This is a genomic window from Rhodopseudomonas palustris, from assembly GCF_003226555.1.
GTDB lineage: Bacteria > Pseudomonadota > Alphaproteobacteria > Rhizobiales > Xanthobacteraceae > Rhodopseudomonas > Rhodopseudomonas palustris_I.
This window is the reverse complement of the sequence record NZ_QKQS01000013.1, coordinates 491,571-511,376: the sequence shown is the minus strand read 5'-3', so window position 1 is coordinate 511,376 and position 19,806 is coordinate 491,571. Positions and strand designations below refer to the sequence as shown.

The 19,806-nt window shown below is 65.0% G+C and carries 17 protein-coding genes; 14 read left to right on the top strand and 3 right to left on the bottom strand.

Annotation, left to right across the window (positions count from 1 at the left end):
* Complete coding sequence (locus tag DNX69_RS10090; RefSeq protein ID WP_110785845.1) at positions 1-417, bottom strand: DUF4260 domain-containing protein; 417 nt, start codon at positions 415-417, stop codon at positions 1-3.
* Between the two features lie 277 nt (positions 418-694).
* Between DNX69_RS10090 and DNX69_RS10085 the strand changes: the two genes are divergently transcribed.
* The 7 genes from DNX69_RS10085 (at position 695) to DNX69_RS10055 (ending at position 9,311) form a co-directional block, all read left to right on the top strand.
* Positions 695-2,227 (top strand): acyl-CoA carboxylase subunit beta, encoded by a 1,533-nt coding sequence (locus DNX69_RS10085; RefSeq protein WP_110785844.1) that lies wholly within the window; start codon positions 695-697, stop codon positions 2,225-2,227.
* 196 nt (positions 2,228-2,423) lie between these two features.
* Complete coding sequence (locus DNX69_RS10080; protein ID WP_110785843.1) at positions 2,424-3,281, top strand: SDR family oxidoreductase; 858 nt, start codon at positions 2,424-2,426, stop codon at positions 3,279-3,281.
* Between the two features lie 414 nt (positions 3,282-3,695).
* Positions 3,696-4,754, top strand: coding sequence for a lipase (locus tag DNX69_RS10075; protein WP_110785842.1), 1,059 nt, complete (start codon positions 3,696-3,698; stop codon positions 4,752-4,754).
* 373 nt (positions 4,755-5,127) lie between these two features.
* Positions 5,128-5,967 carry a formate/nitrite transporter family protein gene (locus DNX69_RS10070; protein WP_110785841.1) on the top strand — a complete coding sequence of 280 codons (840 nt, stop codon included), beginning with the start codon at positions 5,128-5,130 and terminating at the stop codon, positions 5,965-5,967.
* A 66-nt stretch (positions 5,968-6,033) separates the two neighbouring features.
* Positions 6,034-7,767: a bifunctional protein-serine/threonine kinase/phosphatase gene (locus DNX69_RS10065; protein WP_110785840.1), complete on the top strand. Its 1,734-nt coding sequence runs from the start codon at positions 6,034-6,036 to the stop codon at positions 7,765-7,767.
* An 85-nt stretch (positions 7,768-7,852) separates the two neighbouring features.
* Positions 7,853-8,395 (top strand): hypothetical protein, encoded by a 543-nt coding sequence (locus DNX69_RS10060; protein WP_110785839.1) that lies wholly within the window; start codon positions 7,853-7,855, stop codon positions 8,393-8,395.
* A 106-nt stretch (positions 8,396-8,501) separates the two neighbouring features.
* Complete coding sequence (locus DNX69_RS10055) at positions 8,502-9,311, top strand: DUF1295 domain-containing protein (protein WP_110785838.1); 810 nt, start codon at positions 8,502-8,504, stop codon at positions 9,309-9,311.
* Between the two features lie 62 nt (positions 9,312-9,373).
* On the opposite strand, the gene DNX69_RS10050 is transcribed toward DNX69_RS10055, so the two are convergent.
* Together DNX69_RS10050 and DNX69_RS10045 are read right to left on the bottom strand one after the other, a co-directional pair.
* On the bottom strand, positions 9,374-9,661 hold the full coding sequence (locus DNX69_RS10050) for a GCG_CRPN prefix-to-repeats domain-containing protein (RefSeq protein WP_110785837.1): 288 nt from the start codon (positions 9,659-9,661) through the stop codon (positions 9,374-9,376).
* A 223-nt stretch (positions 9,662-9,884) separates the two neighbouring features.
* Complete coding sequence (locus DNX69_RS10045; RefSeq protein ID WP_110785836.1) at positions 9,885-10,280, bottom strand: hypothetical protein; 396 nt, start codon at positions 10,278-10,280, stop codon at positions 9,885-9,887.
* A gap of 324 nt (positions 10,281-10,604) precedes the next feature.
* Between DNX69_RS10045 and DNX69_RS10040 the strand changes: the two genes are divergently transcribed.
* From DNX69_RS10040 to DNX69_RS10010, 7 genes are all read left to right on the top strand, one after another.
* Positions 10,605-14,090, top strand: a complete 3,486-nt coding sequence (locus tag DNX69_RS10040; RefSeq protein WP_110785835.1) for an indolepyruvate ferredoxin oxidoreductase family protein — start codon at positions 10,605-10,607, stop codon at positions 14,088-14,090.
* A gap of 236 nt (positions 14,091-14,326) precedes the next feature.
* Positions 14,327-15,475 carry a thiolase domain-containing protein gene (locus tag DNX69_RS10035; protein ID WP_110785834.1) on the top strand — a complete coding sequence of 383 codons (1,149 nt, stop codon included), beginning with the start codon at positions 14,327-14,329 and terminating at the stop codon, positions 15,473-15,475.
* The gene (locus DNX69_RS10030; protein WP_110785833.1) at positions 15,475-15,867 is read left to right on the top strand and encodes a Zn-ribbon domain-containing OB-fold protein; all 393 of its coding nucleotides are present in this window, start codon (positions 15,475-15,477) and stop codon (positions 15,865-15,867) included. Before DNX69_RS10035 ends, DNX69_RS10030 begins: the two co-directional genes overlap by 1 nt.
* 147 nt (positions 15,868-16,014) lie before the next feature.
* Entirely contained in the window at positions 16,015-16,875 is an 861-nt protein-coding gene (locus tag DNX69_RS10025; RefSeq protein ID WP_110785832.1) for a MaoC family dehydratase, read from the top strand.
* A gap of 70 nt (positions 16,876-16,945) precedes the next feature.
* Entirely contained in the window at positions 16,946-17,824 is an 879-nt protein-coding gene (locus DNX69_RS10020) for an SDR family oxidoreductase (RefSeq protein ID WP_110785831.1), read from the top strand.
* A 111-nt stretch (positions 17,825-17,935) separates the two neighbouring features.
* The gene (locus tag DNX69_RS10015) at positions 17,936-18,889 is read left to right on the top strand and encodes a dihydrodipicolinate synthase family protein (RefSeq protein WP_110785830.1); all 954 of its coding nucleotides are present in this window, start codon (positions 17,936-17,938) and stop codon (positions 18,887-18,889) included.
* A gap of 4 nt (positions 18,890-18,893) precedes the next feature.
* On the top strand, positions 18,894-19,685 hold the full coding sequence (locus DNX69_RS10010) for an NUDIX hydrolase (protein WP_110785829.1): 792 nt from the start codon (positions 18,894-18,896) through the stop codon (positions 19,683-19,685).
* The last annotated feature ends 121 nt before the right edge of the window (positions 19,686-19,806 follow it).

Below are 19,806 nucleotides of genomic sequence, written 5' to 3'. Positions count from 1 at the left end.
TCAGCGCCGGCCGGCCGGCGCCTTGCCGATCGGGCCGAGATGGGTGAAGCGGAAGCCGGTGTTGTATTTCAGGCCGAAGCCGAGCGCGCGGTCGAAGCCGATATGCGCCAGCCAGATCATCGCCACGGTGCCGGCGTAAGGCATCACCAGTACGATCCCGGCGACCGCCAGCGTGAGCGGCCCGACGGTCGAATGCAGCGCGTTGTAGACCACGGCGCCGACCTTCGGTCCGGCCAGATAGCCGAGAAAGCTCAAGTCGGGCGCGAAGAACAGCAGCGCATACAGCTCCCAGGGCGCCTCCGAGATCACGTAGAACAGCGAGCAGCCCATGAACAGCGCCAGCCCCTCGGCGCGCAGCACGGTGAGAACGCCTCCGCTCTCCTTGACGGGATCGGCGGTCGGCGGGGCGGCGGTCATCGGTCGGCTCCGTGTGGCGGCCCCGCGATATAGAGGGGTTCGGGGCAGGGCGCCATCGCGGTTTCGCATCCGGCCGATGCAGATTTGGCCGCGGTGCTGGGGTGCCGTGTCGCAGGGTGGCCAGAACCCGGCCCAGACACGCCAAAAGGGCTAGGCCGGCGCCGCCCAAGGCGGTTTCCTCCCCTGAAATGCCCGTGCTAGAAGGCCTTGATTGTTGCGGTGAAAAGGGCAAAACCTCCGCACGCCCAACCAAGAAAAGAAAACCGGCTTATTGATCATGAAGCACATCCTGGAAGCATTGGACGAACGGCGCACGGCAGCCAAGCTCGGCGGCGGCGAGAAGCGCATCAACGCGCAGCACGCCCGCGGCCGGCTCACCGCACGCGAACGGATCGACCTGCTGCTCGACAAGCATTCGTTCGAGGAGATGGACATGTTCGTCCAGCACCGCTCGACCGAATTCGGGATGGAGAAGACCAAGATCCCCGGCGACGGCGTCGTCACCGGCTGGGGCACGGTCAACGGCCGCAAGGTGTTCGTGTTCGCCAAGGACTTCACCGTGTTCGGCGGCTCGCTGTCCGAGACCCACGCGGCGAAGATCACCAAGATCCAGGACATGGCGCTGAAGGCCAGGGCCCCGATCATCGGCCTGTACGACGCCGGCGGCGCCCGCATCCAGGAGGGCGTCGCGGCGCTCGCCGGCTACTCCTATGTGTTCCGCCGCGTGGTGCAGGCCTCCGGCGTGATCCCGCAGATCAGCGTCATCATGGGCCCGTGCGCCGGCGGCGACGTCTACGCGCCGGCGATGACCGACTTCATCTTCATGGTGAAGAACACCAGCTACATGTTCGTCACCGGCCCCGACGTGGTGAAGACGGTGACCAACGAAGTGGTCACCCCGGAAGAACTCGGCGGCGCCTCGGTGCACGCGACCAAATCGTCGATCGCCGACGGCGCGTTCGAGAACGACGTCGAGACCCTGCTACAGATGCGCCGGCTGCTCGACTTCCTGCCGTCGAATTCCGGCGACGGCGTGCCGGAATGGCCGAGCTTCGACGATATCGAGCGCGAGGATTTCTCGCTCGACACCTTGATCCCCGACAATCCGAACAAGCCCTACGACATGAAGGAGCTGATCCTCAAAGTCGTGGACGAGGGCGATTTCTTCGAATTGCAGGACACTTTCGCCAAGAACATCATCACCGGCTTCGGCCGCATCGCCGGCCGCACCGTGGGCTTCGTCGCCAACCAGCCGATGGTGCTGGCGGGCGTGCTCGACAGCGATGCGTCGCGCAAAGCGGCACGGTTCGTGCGGTTCTGCGACAGCTTCAACATCCCGATCGTCACCTTCGTCGACGTGCCGGGCTTCCTGCCGGGCACCGCGCAGGAATACGGCGGCCTGATCAAGCACGGAGCCAAGCTGCTGTTCGCGTTCTCGCAGTGCACCGTGCCACTTGTCACTGTGATCACCCGCAAGGCCTATGGCGGCGCGTTCGACGTCATGGCGTCGAAGGAGATCGGCGCCGATATCAACTACGCTTGGCCGTCGGCGCAGATCGCGGTGATGGGCGCCAAGGGCGCGGTCGAGATCATTTTCCGCCAGGACATGAACGACCCCGACAAGATCGCCGCCCGCACCAAGGAATACGAGGGCCGCTTCCTGTCGCCGTTCATCGCCGCCGAGCGCGGCTACATCGACGACGTGATCATGCCCCACGCCACCCGCCGCCGCATCGCCCGCGCGCTGGCGATGCTGCGCGACAAGAAGATGGAAATCCCGGCCAAGAAGCACGACAACATGCCGTTGTAACGGCATCGGTTCGTTTGGTTGAGAAGGGCGGTGGTCGCGACACGATCACCGCCCTTCGTGTTTTTGAGCTGACGCGAAGCTCCTGGCCCGGCCCATTTGATGGTCCAACCAGGACAGACACTCATAAGGACACAGCGATCGGCTCAGATGTCTGGTATCCGTGCGTATCGTCATGTCCAGATGGAATGATGTCCGGATGAAGTTATTGATTTTTGGCTTGGGCTATTCGGCCGGCTACATCGCGCAGCATTTGCAGGGAGCCGGGATCGAGGTCACTGCAACCGTCAGAACGACCGCCAAGGCCGAAGAGTTAGGCCGGCGCGGGATCACGGCACGGGTGTTTTCGTCCGCTTTTGTCGATCCTCTCATCGTTGATGATATCAAGTCGAGCGACGCCATTCTGTCTTCGGTGCCTCCGAATGAAACCGGCGATCCGGTTCTCGCGTCCGTCATCGGCGCTATCACCGGCGATTCCAGGCCGCGGTGGATCGGCTATCTTTCGACGATCGGCGTGTACGGTGACCACCTCGGCAATTGGGTCGACGAAACAACACCTGCGAAGTCGGAAAAGCCCCGCTCGCAACTCCGAATCGCCGCCGAGCAGGCCTGGCTGGCGTTAGGAGCGCAAGTTTTCCGTCTGTCAGGGATCTACGGCCCGGGCCGAAACCAACTGGAGAAGCTCGCAGCCGGAACGGCGACACGTATCGTCAAGCCCGGCCAGGTCTTCAATCGAATTCACGTTGCCGATATCGCCGCGGTGGTCGCTGCATCACTTTCGCGGCCGCGGCCTGGCGCCATCTACAATGTGACCGACAACGAGCCGGCACCGCCGCAGCAGGTCGTCGAATTCGCCGCGGAACTATGCGGACGAACACCGCCTCCTGAAATTGCTTTTGAGCACGCCGAGCTGTCTCCGATGGCGCGCAGCTTCTATCTGGAGAACTGCCGGGTCCGCAATGACCTGATCCGCACGGAACTGGGGGTTACATTAGCCTATCCATCCTATCGGGAAGGACTCTCGGCCTTGCGAGCGCTCGGCGAGGGGCCAGCTTAGCGGTGCGGAGCGCTTTGATGCTGCAACGGTATCTAGGTCGATCGTTTGATCGTTAGTTGTAGCGCTCCGCGTGCACGCGCGGCTGGCGGTCGGCATCAAATCAGGACATACTTGATAGCGGGTTGCGCGTTGTCGCCAGAATTGTGGCGATCGGCACGCCGCCAGCTTCTTTTGATGGAATGACTACGCTGTTCCGAATGCTGGCGACAGCCGGGGCCTCGTGGTGAGGAAGCGCGTAGCGCCGTCTCGAACCATGCGCCGCGGGGCCACGCGTGGCCTCATCCTTCGAGACGCCCGGCTGTGCCGGGCTCTTCAGGATGAGGATTCAGTGCCGTTGGGAAGGGCCAGATTCGCTTCCATCAATCGATGAGGCGTTCGCGTATTGCATTGATTGATACAGCCCAGGAGAGCTCGATGCGTGCCCTGGTGATTGTTGGATTATTTGCTGCGGCCGCGCTGGCCGGGTGGTTGTGGTGGCACGGCTCGTTCGACAGCTATCGCCAGAACAGTGGCGAGATGTTCGTCCGGGTCGGCGACTATCGCGCGGCGCATCTGCCGTCGTCGGCCTATGCCGGTCATTACCTGCCGTATGCGCTGTTCGCGCTGTGGGCCTATGACCGCGACGGCGGCGAGGGGCCGCCGAAGCTGCAGGAGCTCCTGACCCGCCCGGCGCCGAACGATCCGGCGCTGGCGCGGGTCACCGCCGAACTGCTGGGTGGCTGGTCCGCCGGTTGGGCGCTGATCGAGCAGGGCGAGGGACCGCTGCCGTGTCCGGAGGGCGAGCGCGGGTGCGGCGGCAAGGCGCTCGGCGGGCTCGGCTACAAGGTGTTCGGTAACCAGGATCGCAACGAGATCGTTGTGGCGTTTCGCGGCACCGATTTTCGCGAGGCCGACGATTGGATGGCGAACTTCCGCTGGGTGACGCGTTTCCTGCCGTATGACGATCAATATCGGCAAGTGCAGCGGCACATCGGCCCGATCCTCGATCGCGCGCTGGCGGTGCACGGCCGGCCGAACCCGCGGATCGTGGCGGTCGGGCATTCGCTGGGCGGCGGCCTGGCGCAGCAGGCAGCCTATAAGGACGGCCGCATCCGCGAGGTCTATGCGTTCGATCCCTCGACCGTGACCGGATACTACGATCCTGGCGTCAACGGCCCGCAGAATGCAGTCGGGCTGGTGATCGATCGGGTGTATCAGCGCGGCGAGATCCTCGCTTATTTGCGGTTTCTGATGACCCAGCTGTATCCGGTCGATGCCTTCAACCCGCAGATCCGGACCGTTCGGTTCAGCTTCGGCGCCCGCGGGCACGGCATCGCCAAACACAGCATGGCGGATCTCGCCGCCGGGCTGCTCGAAGCGGCGGGGCCGCCTGTCGAGTGGTCCACCAGGGCGCGTCCGTTGCCGGTGCCGTCCGGCGCCGACCCTGGTGACAGTTGGATCGAGCGGGTGCTGGCCCGTATTCTTCCGAAGTAACTGCCGGCGCTGACGAAGCGCCCCGCTGGGAGGGGGAGTTGCCTCAAATGAGAGCTGTGCGCAGGTCGGTTGCGCAGACTCTGGGCAATGTTGCGGCCTGCGGCTACGGCCAAAGCCGCGTTGATGCGAGGATTTTCCCCGATACCAGCCGGTGACACGAGCCATCAGTCGCTGGCACGCCGATTGCTTAGTAAGTTCCGGTCAACGACGACCGCCGTCCGAGAATTGCCCAAGCCGGTGTCAGGCAGACAGCAATGGGACAGCTCTCCCGCCAAGGAGAGTCGCGGCGTCGCCCAGGCTCCGCTCCCTTGTTGCTCGCCTCGCTTGTGCGTTCCGACGCGGTCTTTTCAGCACCAACGGAGCACGGAGCAGCATGTCCTACCTCGCACCTTCTGAATTCGTCACCAAGATGGTCGACGCTGGCGAGTCCAAGATCCTGATGTCCACCCGCGACACGGTGATCCGCGCCTATATGGCCGGCGCCATCCTGGCGCTCGCCGCCTGGTTCGCGGTCACCATCAACGTCAATACCGGCCAGCCGCTGATCGGCGCGTTGCTGTTTCCGGTCGGCTTCACCATGTTGTATCTGCTCGGGTTCGACCTGCTCACCGGCGTGTTCGTGCTGGCGCCGCTGGCCTGGCTGGACAAACGCCCGGGCTGCACGATCGGCGGCGTGCTGCGCAACTGGGGCCTGGTGTTCATCGGCAATTTCGCCGGCGCTCTGACGGTGGCGTTCCTGATGGCGTTCGTCACCACATTCGGCTTTAGCCAGGGGCCCGACAAGGTCGGCACAGTGATCGGCAATATCGGCGAGGGGCGCACCTTGGGCTACGCGGCGCACGGCGCCGCCGGCATGGCGACGCTGTTCTTCCGTGGCATGCTGTGCAACTGGATGGTCTCGACCGGGGTCGTGATGGCGATGATCTCGACCACCGTGCCCGGCAAGGTGATCGCGATGTGGATGCCGATCCTGGTGTTCTTCTATATGGTGTTCGAACACTCGGTGGTGAACATGTTCCTGTTTCCGTCGGGCCTGATGCTGCATGCCAAGTTCTCGATCCTCGACTATCTGATCTGGAACGAGATCCCGACCGTGCTCGGCAATCTGGTCGGCGGGCTCGCCTTCACCGGGCTGACGCTCTACACCACCCACGTCCGCACCGCGGCGAAGCGCCAGATCGAAGCCGCGCCGATGCCGCGGGTCGCGGCGTAATCCGATCGCGTCCGGGAGCTTCGCCCGTTGAGGGCGAAGCTCCCGACTTTCCTCGCAGCAGGGCGCATGGCGCAGCAGCTCACAGTCTCGATCGGGCAGGCGTCGTCGCCGGGGCGGAAACCCGTCAATCAGGATTTCTACGGCGCGCTGATCCCGGCCGAGCCGCTGCTCACCACCAAGGGCGTCGCGATCGCACTCGCCGACGGCATTTCGTCGAGCGACGTCAGCCAGGTCGCCAGCGAATCCGCGGTGAAGAGCTTCCTCACCGATTACTATTGCACGTCGGAAGCCTGGTCGGTGAAGTCGTCGGCGCAGCGGGTGATCGCCGCCACCAATTCATGGCTGCACGCGGAGACCCGGCGCAGCGACTATCGCTACGATCGCGACAAGGGTTATGTCTGCACCTTGAGTGCGCTGGTGATCAAAGGCGCGGCGGCGCATCTGTTTCATATCGGCGACAGCCGGATCTATCGGCTGGCCGGCGCCTCGCTGGAGCAGCTCACCGAGGATCACCGCGTCCGGATCTCCGCCGAGCAGAGCTATCTCGGCCGCGCCCTCGGCGTCAATCCGCAGGTCGAGATCGATTACCAGTCGGTGCCGGTCGCAGCTGGCGAGGTGTTCGTGCTGGCGACCGACGGCGTCTACGAGCACGTCACGCATCGCTTCATCGTCAAGGCGTTGGACCAGCATGCCCGAGACCTCGACGCCGCGGCGCGGGCGATCGTCGGTGAAGCCTTCGCCAACGGCAGCGACGACAATCTCACCGTCCAGGTGGTGCGGATCGACACGCTGCCGGATGCGGACGCGGCCGATCTGTTCGATCGCGCCGCGGAATTGCCGCTGCCGCCTCAGTTCGCGCCGCGCGCCGAGTTCGACGGCTACCGGATCATCCGCGAGCTGCATGCGTCGAGCCGCAGCCACATCTATCTGGCGGCCGACCTCGAAACCGAGCACCTCGTGGCACTGAAGAGTCCGTCCACGGATCTGCGGGACGATCCGGAGGCGCGCAAACGCTTCATGCTGGAGGAGTGGATCGCGCGGCGGATCGACAGCCCACATGTGCTGAAGCCGCGCGCGGTGCAGCGTCCGCGCAGTTCTCTCTACGTCGCCTTCGAATACATCGAAGGCCAGACCCTGGCGCAGTGGATGGTCGACCATCCGCGCGCCGAGCTCGAAACCGTCCGCGGCCTGACCGAGCAGATCGCCAAGGGGCTGTACGCGTTCCACCGGAAAGAGATGGTGCATCAGGACCTGCGGCCGGCCAATGTGCTGATCGACCGCAGCGGCACCGTGAAGATCATCGACTTCGGCTCGGCCCGCGTCGCTGGCGTCGCCGAGCTGGGACCGGCTGGCGGCGACGAATTGCTCGGCACGGTGCAATACATGGCGCCTGAGTATTTCGCCGGGCAGGGTGGTTCGGCGCTGGCGGATCAGTTCTCGCTCGGGGTGATCGCCTATCAGATGCTGACCGGCCGGCTGCCTTACGGTGCCGAGCTGGCTCGCGCCAATCAGGCGCTGAAGTCCCGCAAGCTGCGCTACAGTCCGGCGGCGGATCACAATGCCAAGGTGCCGGTGTGGGTCGATCGCGCTCTGCAACGCGCCGTCAGCCTCGATCCGGCCAAGCGCTATCCGGCGCTATCGGAGTTCATTCACGACCTCCGGCATCCGCGGGCCGACTATCTCGACATCCGGCCGCAGCCGCTCGCCGCGCGCAATCCGCTATTGTTCTGGCAGCTGCTGTCGGCGTTGCTGGCTGTGATCGTCGTGGCGCTGCTGGCGCGGCTGCACGGCGGGATCTGACGGTCGTCGCGATGCCGAGCGATATTGAACAGGCTGCGGTTCTCGGGCAAGCTCCGGCGCCTTCAATTCAATCGGGCTCCTCGTCATGCGCCGTCTTGCCGTTCTGTGTCTGATCGCGACCGTTGCCGCGGCGGGGACATCCCGCGCGGCGGAAACCGAGAAGCTGCTGTTGCAATCGCCCAAGGGCTTCAAGGTCGTGGCGGAGGCGAGCAACGACAAGGAAAGCACCACGGTGCTGGTGCCGGGTAGCGAGAGCATCGCCAGCGCCACCACCCGGATCACGGCGCAGACCCTATTCAAGCAGGCCGACCAATCGCCCGAGGCGTATCGCGCGGCGAAAGAGAAGGCGGCAAAGGCGGCGTGTCCTGGCGCTCGCTTCGAGCAGCTCCGTCACGGCAATGAAAACCTGTATCCGATGGTGATGTGGAGCGAGAGCTGCCCCGAGGCCAAGGACAAGCCGGTCCTGACCTGGTGGAAGGCGGTGCAGGGCCGCGAAAACTTCTATGCGCTGCGTTTGACCGCCGACTCCGAGCCGGACGCCAAGCAGCGCAAGCTGTGGACCCGGTTCTTCGAGGTTTCGCGGGTCTGTGACAGCCGCGTTCCCGGGCAGCGCTGCGCGGCGAAATGACCGCAAGGCGGCTGGCCAATTGCGGCCGGCTTTGATTCCGGACATGGCTTGGCAATCTGGGCGGCCTATAAGGTCAAGACACCGGGTCAAGAACGGGTACGCCGACATGACGATACCGTGGCATCTGGTTGCGCTGGCTTTCGCCGTCTGTCTTGTGGTCGCCGCGCCTGGTTTCCGGCGGGTCTATTACTTCGTCAGCCTGTGCTATGCGGGTGCGATCGCGGCGCAGAGCGTGGTGTTCGCGCTGCTGTTCTTCGGCACGATGTCGGGCTGGGTGACGCTGCAGCTTCTGCTGCTGCTCGCCTATGGCGTTCGCCTCGGGCTGTTCCTCGCGATCCGCGAGCGCAATCCGATTTATGCTGCGGAGCTCGCTCGCGCCGAGCGGCGGACGTCCGAACTGAAGCTGTGGCACAAAATCGCGATCTGGCTCGGCGTCAGCCTGCTGTTCACGCTGCTGTTCCTGCCGGCGCTGCTGACGCTGTCGCTGCAGGCCGAAGGCGTCTGGCCGGCGTCGACCCCGCTCGGGGTGATGATCATGGTCGCAGGACTGTGGGTCGAGAGCCTGTCCGATTGGCAGAAGTATCGCTACAAGGCCGAGCACCCGTCGCATTATTGTGACGCCGGGCTGTATCGCACGATGCGCTGCCCGAACTATTTCGGCGAGATGCTGTTCTGGTTCGGCGTCTGGTTCTCGGGCCTGTCGGCCTACGGCTCCGGCTGGGCGTGGGCGCTGCCTTTGCTCGGATTGCTCTATATCCAAGCGTTGATGACGGCCGCCGCGGCCGGGCTCGAGCGCAAGCAGGATGAACGCTACGGCGATCGCACCGACTATCAGGACTACGTCCGCAGCGTGCCGATCCTGTTCCCGTGGGTGCCGCTCTACAGCTTGCGCAAGCTGCTCGTGCGCTTCCGTTGAAGCTGCCCGACGCAAAAAAAGCCCCGGCGAAGCGGGGCTTTTCGAGACCAGTTGCTGACCGATCAGAACCGGCGGAAGCAGCGGCCGTGACGCCAGGCGTAGCCGGGCGGGCAGACGCGCGGCGCGACTACGCGCGGCGGCACCACGACCGGGCGGCCGTAGACGGGGCGGCGAGCCATCGGACGGCAACGGCCCATCGGGCCGCGCGCCCAACCCGGACCGCAACCCTGCGCGACCTGGATCACGTCGCCCGAAGTGGCGGCACCGAGAGGAGCCAACGGCATCGCATTGGCGGCACCGGCTCCGACCAGCGTGGCTGCAAACAATGCTGCGGCAAAGATCTTCTTCATATGTTGGTTCTTCCCTTCACTGCCAGATAGACGGCTCTGCGACCATCGCGCGCCTCGTTCGATCGAAGTCGGCGTGCGTTCTATTCGTCCCCAGGATGCGTGTACCCGATTCGGTCTGAACACGGCATGAATGCGGCGAGATGCAGTCGCAGGCAGGCAGATACGATGATGCGGCGGACGGCCCGTGCCATCCGCCGCATCATCGAGTCGTCGCAGGAGGCAGTTAGTTCTGTGAGCCACTGCTCGGCGCGGCGCGGGGCGCAGGTGCTGCGCCGGTGGTCACACCATTCCGATTCGAATCGGTGTTGTGCGGCGTGACATCGCGAACCCCGGGCGGCACCGGCGGTGCATTGTTGTTCGCGTCGGTTTGATTGGGTGGCGGCGCAGTCTGGGTCGCGACCGACGGATTGTTCGGGCCAGTCGCGGTGCTGTTCATCCCGTAGAATACTGCTGCGAACGCCAGGACGATCGCCAATGCGACCAGGATCAGCCGCCCGGAAGTCACCGGGCCTTCGCGCATCTCCGGGTCGGCCTGCAAATGTGCATCGAGCTGGGACGGCGAGCGAGGATCATCGGTCGGAGCATCGGGCCGGTACGGATCTTCTGGATTGCGTGCCATGGAGTCCTCCTTGTCGGCTCCTCAACCAATCCATCGTCCATCCTTACGTTCCCGGCGTGCCCGGTTCCGCAAGCTGGATCTGATTTGGCTCACGCGATGCGTGTTGCGCTGCGGCGGATATGATCGTTCGTCCGCGGCCTGTCCGGCGGCACTTTCTTGAATCCGCGCGCAGGTTCCGAGACATCAAAATTCGAATAGGCGTGCAGCGTTCGCAGAGCTGCATTTTGTGATGCGCGGGGCGGAAAAACCAGCTTAGACTGGTTCGAAATAGACCGCTTCAGCGGCCGAATGGCCTCGCGGTCCAATGCCTTATGCGAGGGCCGGATGGGAATCGACCAGGGACCGATCAGTCTCGATCAGAAATACACGCAGCACTCGGGCCACGTTTTCCTCACCGGCATTCAGGCGCTGGTGCGGTTGCCGATGGCGCAGGTTCGGCGCGACCGCGCGGCCGGGCTAAACACCGCTGGCTTCGTCACCGGCTATCGGGGCTCGCCGCTCGGCGGTTATGATCAGCAGCTCGTCGCCGCGCGCCATCATCTCGAGCAGTACAACGTCAAATTCCAGCCCGGCGTGAACGAAGATCTCGCCGCCACCGCGATCTGGGGCACGCAGCAGCTCAATCTGTCGCCGGGCGCGCAATACGACGGGATCACCGGCATCTGGTATGGCAAGGGCCCGGGCGTCGATCGCTGCGGCGACGTGTTCCGCCATGCCAATGCGGCGGGTTCCGCCAAACACGGCGGCGTGCTGTGCCTCGCCGGCGACGATCACGGCGCCAAATCCTCGACCGTGCCGCATCAGTCCGACCACGCCTTCATCGCCGCTTTGATGCCGTATCTGTATCCGTCGTCGATCCACGAGATGATCGAGATGGGTCTGCTCGGGATCGCGATGTCGCGCTATTCCGGCTGCTGGGTCGGCATGAAGGTGATCACCGAAACGGTGGAGACCACCGCGGAGATCAATCTCGCCGACGAGATGAAGCCGTTCGTGATCCCGACCGACTTCGAAATGCCGCCGGGCGGACTCAATCTGCGCTGGCCCGACGACCGCTACGACCAGGATCGCCGGTTGCAGGACTACAAGGGCTTCGCGGCGATCGCCTTCGCTCGTGCCAACAAGGTCAACCGCATCACCATGGATTCGCCGAACGCGCGGTTCGGCATCATGGCCTCGGGCAAGAGCTATGAGGACGTGCGTCAGGCGCTGCGCGAACTCGGCATCGACCAAGAGGTTGCCGCCAAGATCGGCCTGCGGCTGTACAAGATCGGGATGCCGTGGCCGCTCGAGCCCGAGGGCGTGCAGCAGTTCGCGCGCGGGCTGGAGGAGATCTTCGTCGTCGAAGAGCGCCGCGAGATCGTCGAGAACCAGGTCAAGCAGCTCCTGTTCGGGATGCGCGACCGGCCGCGCGTGATCGGCAAAATGGACGATCACAACCATCGTTTTCTTCCTTTCGCCGAGGAATTGAGCGTCGCCAAGGTCGCGACCTCGATGGTCGACCGGCTGCTGGCGATGGAAATTGATCCGACCATCGCCGAGATGCTGCGCGCCAAGGCCGATTGGTTCCATGGCCGCGACGCCTCGCAGGTTCAGAACGTGGTGCCGATCGCCCGCACGCCGTATTTCTGCTCCGGCTGCCCGCACAACACCTCGACCAAGGTGCCGGAAGGCAGCCGCGCGCTCGCCGGCATCGGCTGTCACTTCATGTCGCTGTGGATGGATCGCTCGACCGAGACCTTCACCCACATGGGCGGTGAGGGCGTGCCGTGGGTCGGCATCGCGCCGTTCACCGACGAGAAGCACATCTTCGCCAATATCGGCGACGGCACGTATTTCCATTCAGGCAGCCTGGCGATCCGGCAGTCGATCGCCTCGAAGGCCAACATCACCTACAAGATCCTCTACAACGACGCGGTGGCGATGACCGGTGGTCAGCGTCACGACGGCGATCTGTCGCCGCAGCAGATCACCTATCAGCTCCACTCCGAAGGCATCCGCGAGATCTATCTGGTGTCGGAGACTCCCGGTGCCTATCCGGCCGACACCATCGCGCCGGGCGTGCATCTGCGCCACCGCGACGAGCTCGACGCGGTGATGAAGGAATGCCGTGAGATCAAGGGCGCGTCCGCGATCGTGTTCGTGCAGACCTGCGCGGCCGAAAAGCGCCGGCGCCGTAAGCGCGGCTTGATGGAAGATCCGGCGCGCCGGGTGATGATCAACGCCGCGGTGTGCGAAGGCTGCGGCGATTGCTCGGTGCAGTCGAACTGCATCTCGGTCGAGCCGCTGGAGACCGAGCTGGGCCGCAAGCGCGCCATCAACCAGTCGACCTGCAACAAGGACTATTCCTGCCTCAAGGGCTTCTGCCCGTCGTTCGTCACCATCGACGGCGGCAAGCTGCGTAAACGCGCGGCGGTCGATCTCGGCGATCTCGGTTCGTTGCCGGAGCCGGCGGCACGGCCGGGGCTGGATAAGCCCTACAACGTCGCGGTCGGCGGCGTCGGCGGCACCGGCGTGCTGACGATCGGCGCGCTGCTCGGCATGGCGGCGCATATCGAAGGCAAGGCCTCGATGATCCTCGACATGTCCGGCTTGGCGCAGAAGGGCGGCGCGGTGCTCAGCCACGTCCGGCTGTCCGACAAGCCGGAGGACGTCACTTGTTCGCGGATCGTCACCGGCACCGCGGATGTGCTGATCGTCGCCGACGAGGTGATGGCGATCTCCAAGGAGACGCTGTCGCTGTGCGAAGCCGGCCGCACCCACGGCGTCGTCAACACCCACCTGATCCCGATCGCCGATTTCATCCGCAACCGCGACTTCGATTTCCAGACCCGCAAGGTCAACAACGTGCTCGAAGCCGCGCTGCGCAAGGACTCGGCGTTTCTGGACTTCACCAAGGCCGCCGAAACGCTGCTCGGCGACTCGATCGCCACCAACATGATGATGATGGGCTTCGCCTATCAGCAGGGGTTGCTGCCGCTGTCAGCGACCGCGATCGAGCAGGCGATCGAACTCAACGGCGTGTCGATCAAGATGAACACCCAGGCGTTCCGGCTCGGCCGGCTCGCCGCCGCCGATCCGGCGCGTCTGGCCTCGCTGCTGCAGGGCGCGGACCATACAACGGCTGGCAAGACCCAGGGCGAGATGTCGCTCGACGACATCATCTCGCATCGCAGCGCGCTGCTCACGGCGTATCAGAGCAAGCGGCTGGCCAAGCGCTACGCCGATCTCGTCGCCAAGGTCCGCAGCGCCGCCGATGCCGGCGGCTACGGCGAGGCGCTGCCGCGTGCGGTGGCGCTGAACTACGCCAAGCTGCTCGCCTACAAGGACGAGTACGAGGTCGCGCGGCTGCTCACCGAACCCGGCTTCGAACAGCAGATCCGCGATCAGTTCGACGGCGACTACAAGATCAGCTTCAATCTCGCGCCTCCGATCCTGCCCGGCATCGACCTCACCGGCCGGCCGAAAAAGCGTCAGTTCGGGGAGGGGATGCGCCCGGTGTTCCGGGTGATGGCGAAGCTCAGCTTCCTGCGCGGCACGCCGTTCGATCCGTTCGGCTATCACCCCGAGCGGCAGCTGGAGCGGAAGTTGATCGCCGACTACGAGGCGGATGTCGCCAGCGTGCTGCAGCATCTGTCGCCGGCGACGATCGACACCGCGGTCGAACTGCTGTCGATGCCGGATCGGATCCGCGGCTACGGCCCGATCAAGCAGAAATCGGTCGACGACACCGCGCCGCGGTTTGCCGAACTGCGCGCGGGCCTGCGCGATCCGCAGCCCGCTCCGCCGCGGCAGATGGCGGCGGAGTAGGTCTACCAACATCCTCTTCCTGTCATTGCGAGCCGAAGGCGAAGCAATCCAGAAGCCTAGTGCATGGCGCTTCTGGATTGCTTCGTCGCTGCGCTCCTCGCAATGACGGAGGAGACCGCCGAGCAACCTCAAGACATTCCGTGTCGTGGTAATTGCGACCGCGCGCGAACACGCTTGCCAAGGTCGCTTGGAGCGGTCACAAAATCCGTCCGACCAAACGCCAGCGGAGAACTGCGTTGACAATAAGAGGCAAGGCTTACGTTGCCGGCATCTACGAACACCCCACGCGCCACGCGCCCGACAAATCCATCGCTCAACTGCACGCCGAAGTCGCCAAGGGCGCGCTGGAAGATGCCGGGCTGACGCATAAGGACGTCGACGGCTATTTCTGCGCCGGCGACGCGCCCGGCGGGTTGTGGCCGATGGTCGACTATCTTGGCATCAAGCCCCGCCATGTGGATTCCACCGAAACCGGCGGCTGCTCCTACATCATCCATCTCGGCCATGCCGCGCAGGCGATCGCCGCCGGCAAATGTTCGATCGCGCTGATCACGCTGGCCGGCAAGCCGCGCACCGGCGTAATGCCGCCGCGCGCGCAGGGCGCCGAGGCCGATTTCGAGACCGCCTATGGGGCGACCACCCACAATGCCTATGGCATGTGCGCGATGCGCCACATGCACGATTACGGCACCACCAGCGAACAGCTCGCCTGGATCAAGGTCGCGGCGTCGCATCACGCTCAGTACAACCCGCACGCCATGCTGAAGGACGTCGTCACGGTGGAGGACGTCATCAACTCGCCGATGATCTCCGACCCGCTTCACCGGATGGATTGCTGCGTGGTCAGCGACGGCGGCGGGGCGATGATTGTGACCTCCGAGGAGATCGCGCGCAGCCTGAAGAAGCCGCTGGTTCGGCTGATCGGCCATGGCGAGGCGATGAAGGGGCCGCGCGGCGGCAAGGATCTCGACCTCACTTATTCGGCCGGCGTGTGGTCGGGGCCGCGCGCCTTCGCGGAAGCCGGCATCACGCCGAAGGACATCAAATACGCCTCGATCTACGACAGCTTCACCATCACGGTGCTGATGCAGCTCGAAGATCTCGGCTTCTGTGAAAAGGGCCAGGGCGGCAAGTTCGTCGCCGACGGCAATTTGATCTCGGGCGTCGGCAAGCTTCCGTTCAACACCGACGGCGGCGGCCTGTGCAGCAATCACCCGGTCAACCGCGGCGGCATGACCAAGATTCTGGAAGCCGTGCGCCAGCTGCGCGGCGAAGCACATCCCAAGGTGCAGGTGCCGAACTGCGATCTCGCCATCGCGCATGGCACCGGCGGGCTGCTCGGTGTTCGCCATGCCGCCTCGACCGCCATTCTGGAGCGCGTGTAATGGACACCACCGTGAAGTACCCGATGCCGCAGGGCAATCCCGAAACCAAGCAGTTCTGGGACGCGGCCGCCGAGGGCAAACTCCTGATCAAGCGCTGCACCGCCTGCGGCGAGCGACATTATTTTCCGCGCAGCATCTGCCCGTTCTGCTTTTCCGATCAGACGGTGTGGGAGCAAAGCTCGGGCGAGGGTGAGATCTACACATTCAGCCTGATGCGCAAATCCGCCACCGGGCCCTATGCGGTCGGCTATGTCACGCTCAAGGAAGGCCCGTCGCTGCTGACGAATTTCGTCGACTGCGATCTGCACGCGCTGAAGATCGGCCAGAAGGTCAAAGTGGTGTTCAAGCCCAGCGACGGCGGCGCGCCGCTGCCGTTCTTTACGGTTGCCTGAGCCTCATGCTGAGGAGCGCGCGCAAGCGCGCGTCTCGAAGGATGTGACAGGAGAGTTGCTTCCATCCTCATGGTTCGAGACGCGCGCAAGGCGCGCTCCTCACCATGAGGATCACGATAAGAACGATAAGAACAAGGGGAGAAGCCGATGTCGGCCCGCTACGACGAACTGATGGCCCTGAAGACGACGGGGCAGAAATACGCCTACACCGATCGCGATGTGATGCTCTACGCCTACGGCATCGGCATGGGCGCCGATCCGATGGACGAGAAGGAACTCGCCTTCGTCAACGAGGCGACCTACACCGACCGCCCCTTGAAGGTTGTGCCGACCTTCGCGTCGGTCGCGGCGTGGGGCGCTGGCCCGGGCGAGATGAACCTCAACCGTCTGCTGGTGGTCGACGGCGAGCGCGACATCACCTTTCACCGCCCGATGCCGGTGGCGGCGAACATCAACGCGGATTCCAGCGTGGTGCAGGTCTACGACAAGGGCAAGGACAAGGGCGTGGTGATCCGTCACCAGACCATCCTGCGCGACGACAAGGGAGAGGCCTTGGCGACTCTGCTGGCGTCGCGCTTCGCGCGCGGCGACGGCGGCTTCGACGGTCCGGCGCTGGAACAGCCCGAGCCGCACAAGATGCCCGACCGCGCGCCCGACCGCAGCGTCGATATTTCGACCCGTCCGGATCAGGCGCTGATCTATCGGCTGTGCGGCGACCGCAATCCGCTGCATTCCGATCCGGAATTCGCCAAGAAGGCCGGCTTCCCGCGCCCGATCCTGCACGGCATGTGCACCTACGGCCTGACCTGCCGCGGCGTGCTGCAGACCTATGCCGACTACGACGCCGCGGCGTTCAAGCAGCACGCGGTGCGGTTCTCCTCGCCGGTCTATCCGGGCGAGACCGTCACCATGGACATGTGGAAGGACGGCGATGTGATCTCGTTCGAAGCGCGGGTGAAGTCGCGCAACGTGACGGTGATCAAGAGCGGCCGGACGGTGCTGGGCTGATAATAACGTCCTGCGCACTCCCTCTCCCCGCGCGCGGGGAGAGGTGACAACAGACAAACGGGAGGACGCGATGGGATTGCTCGATGGCAAGGTGGCGTTGATCACCGGGGCGGGCGGGGGGCTCGGTGAGGCTTACGCCAAGCTGTTCGCGCGCGAAGGCGCCGCGGTGGTGGTCAATGATCTCGGCGGCCCGCGCGACGGTTCGGGCTCCGACGCCGGCATGGCGCAGCAGGTGGTCGATGCGATCAAGGCTGCGGGCGGCCGCGCCGTCGCCAACACCGCCGACATCTCGACGATGGCCGGCGGGCAGTCGGTGTTCGACGACGCCATCACGCATTTCGGCCGTGCCGATATCCTGGTCAACAACGCCGGCATCCTGCTCGACCAGACCTTCGCCAAGGTCTCGGAGGCGAACTGGGACAGGGTGATGAAGGTGCACCTGAAGGGCACGTTCTGCGTCACCCAGCCGGTGTTCAAATGGATGAAGGACAATGGCGGCGGCGTCATCGTCAACACCTCGTCGACCTCGGGCCTGCTCGGTAATTTCGGCCAGAGCAACTATGGCGCCGCGAAGGGCGGCATCTGGGGACTGTCCAACGTGCTGGCGATCGAGGGCCGCAAATACAACATCCGGATCTGGACGTTGGCGCCGGGCGCGCTGACCCGGATGACCGAAGACCTGCCGCGCTACCGCGAGAATCCGGGCGCGGCGCTGACGCCGGAGGGGATCGCGCCGGCGGTTTTGTACATGGTCTCCAGCCTGTCCGGCGACCAGACCGGCAAGGTGCTCGGCGTCTCCGGCCCGCGCGGGGTGCGCGAGATGAAGCTCATGGAAATGGACGGCTGGAAGCCGTCCCACAATGGCTGGTCCGCCGAGGAGATTGCGGCCCACGCCGGCGAGATTTTCTTCTCGGAAGAGGCTATCAAGGCGGCCGGACGCCCGCGCTGAGCGGGTGCCGAAAGGTGTCGCCGCCGCCGAACCAGTGCGGTGGCGACGGCCAGTGCTGAACAAGCGGGTCGACCTGCCGGCGCCGGCGCAACCGATCGAAAGGCCCACGCGATGAAGCTCACCCCGGAAGCCGCAGGCACCTTTGCCATTGCGCCGACCCCGTTCCACGACGACGGCAAGATCGACGACGCGTCGATCGACCGCCTGACCGATTTCTACGCGGAGGTCGGCTGCGAGGGCGTCACCGTGCTCGGCATCCTCGGGGAGGCGCCGAAGCTCGATGCGGCCGAGGCCGAGGCGGTGGCCACCCGCTTCATCAAGCGCGCCAAGTCGATGCAGACGATCGTCGGCGTCTCGGCGCCGGGCTTTGCCGCGATGCGCCGGCTGGCGCGGCTGTCGATGGACGCGGGCGCCGCTGGCGTGATGATCGCGCCGCCGCCGTCGCTGCGCTCCGACGAGCAGATCACCACCTATTTCCGCCAGGCCACCGAGGCGATCGGCGACGACGTGCCCTGGGTGCTGCAGGATTATCCGTTGACGCTGTCGGTGGTGATGACCCCGAAGGTGATCCGGCAGATCGTGATGGACAGCGCATCCTGCGTGATGCTGAAGCACGAGGACTGGCCGGGGCTCGAGAAGATCACCACGCTGCGCGGCTTCCAGAAGGACGGCTCGCTGCGGCCGCTGTCGATCCTGTGCGGCAACGGCGGCATGTTCCTGGATTTCGAGATGGAGCGCGGCGCCGACGGCGCCATGACCGGCTACTGCTTCCCGGACATGCTGGTGGATGTCGTCAAGCTGTCGAAGGCCGGGCAGCGCGACCTCGCGCACAATCTGTTCGACGCGCATCTGCCGCTGATCCGCTACGAGCATCAGCAGGGCGTCGGCCTGTCGGTTCGCAAATACGTGCTGAAGAAGCGCGGGCTGTTGTCGTCGAGCGCGCAGCGCAAGCCGGGCGCGAGCCTGACCGACACAGCACGTGAAGAGGTCGATTATCTGTTGTCGCGGCTGGCGCGGGTCGACAAACGCGCCGATCTCGAGCCGCGCAGCAAGGCTGCGGATTAACATCATGACCACTGAGGCCGCCGCACGTCCCGCATCGACCATTGTGCTGTTGCGCCAGGCTGCGGCCGGCTTCGACGTGTTCATGATGGTCCGGAATTATCAGGTCGAGTTTGCCTCCGGGGCGCTGGTGTTCCCGGGCGGCAGCGTCGATGCCGGCGACCGCGACATCGCCGCCCGACCGGAATTGTACGCCGGCGTCGATGCCGCGGTCGGCCCGGCGCTGGAATTCCGGATCGCAGCGATCCGCGAGACCTTCGAGGAAAGCGGCATCCTGCTGGCGCGGCAGCGCGGCAGCGACACCCTGGTCGCGGCGGCTCGTGCTGCCGAGATCGAGGCGGCGCATCGCAAGGCGCTGTGCGACGGCAATATCAGCTTTGCGCAGATCCTGGCCGACAACGATGTGGTGCTCGCGCTCGATCTGCTGGTGCCTTACGCGCACTGGATCACGCCGGAGAAGCTGCCGAAGCGGTTCGATACCTGGTTCTTCCTCGCCGAGGCACCGCCGGAGCAGGTCGGCATGCACGACGGCTGGGAGACCACCGATTCGATCTGGCTGTCGCCGCGTGAAGCGCTCGATGGCGGCGACAGCGGCCGCTTCACGCTGCCGTTTCCGACCATCCGCAATCTGATCCGGCTCGGCCAGCAGCCGAGCGTTGCTGCAGCGCTCGATCACGCACGTGCGCAGAGCATCGTCACCGTGCTGCCGATCATGAGCAAGGACGGCGACAAGCGTTTGCTGCGGATTCCGGCCGAAGCCGGTTACGACGGCGAGCTGTTCGAGTTTTCCGGCGCTTAGTTCGCAGCCGCGGCATCGCAATGCAGCGCGTCGTGCATTGCATTGCGAGATAATAACTGCGTCTGCGTCGCGTCCGCATTGTGGTTGACGCTGTTCCCACCGCGCGCAACACTTCCGCTCG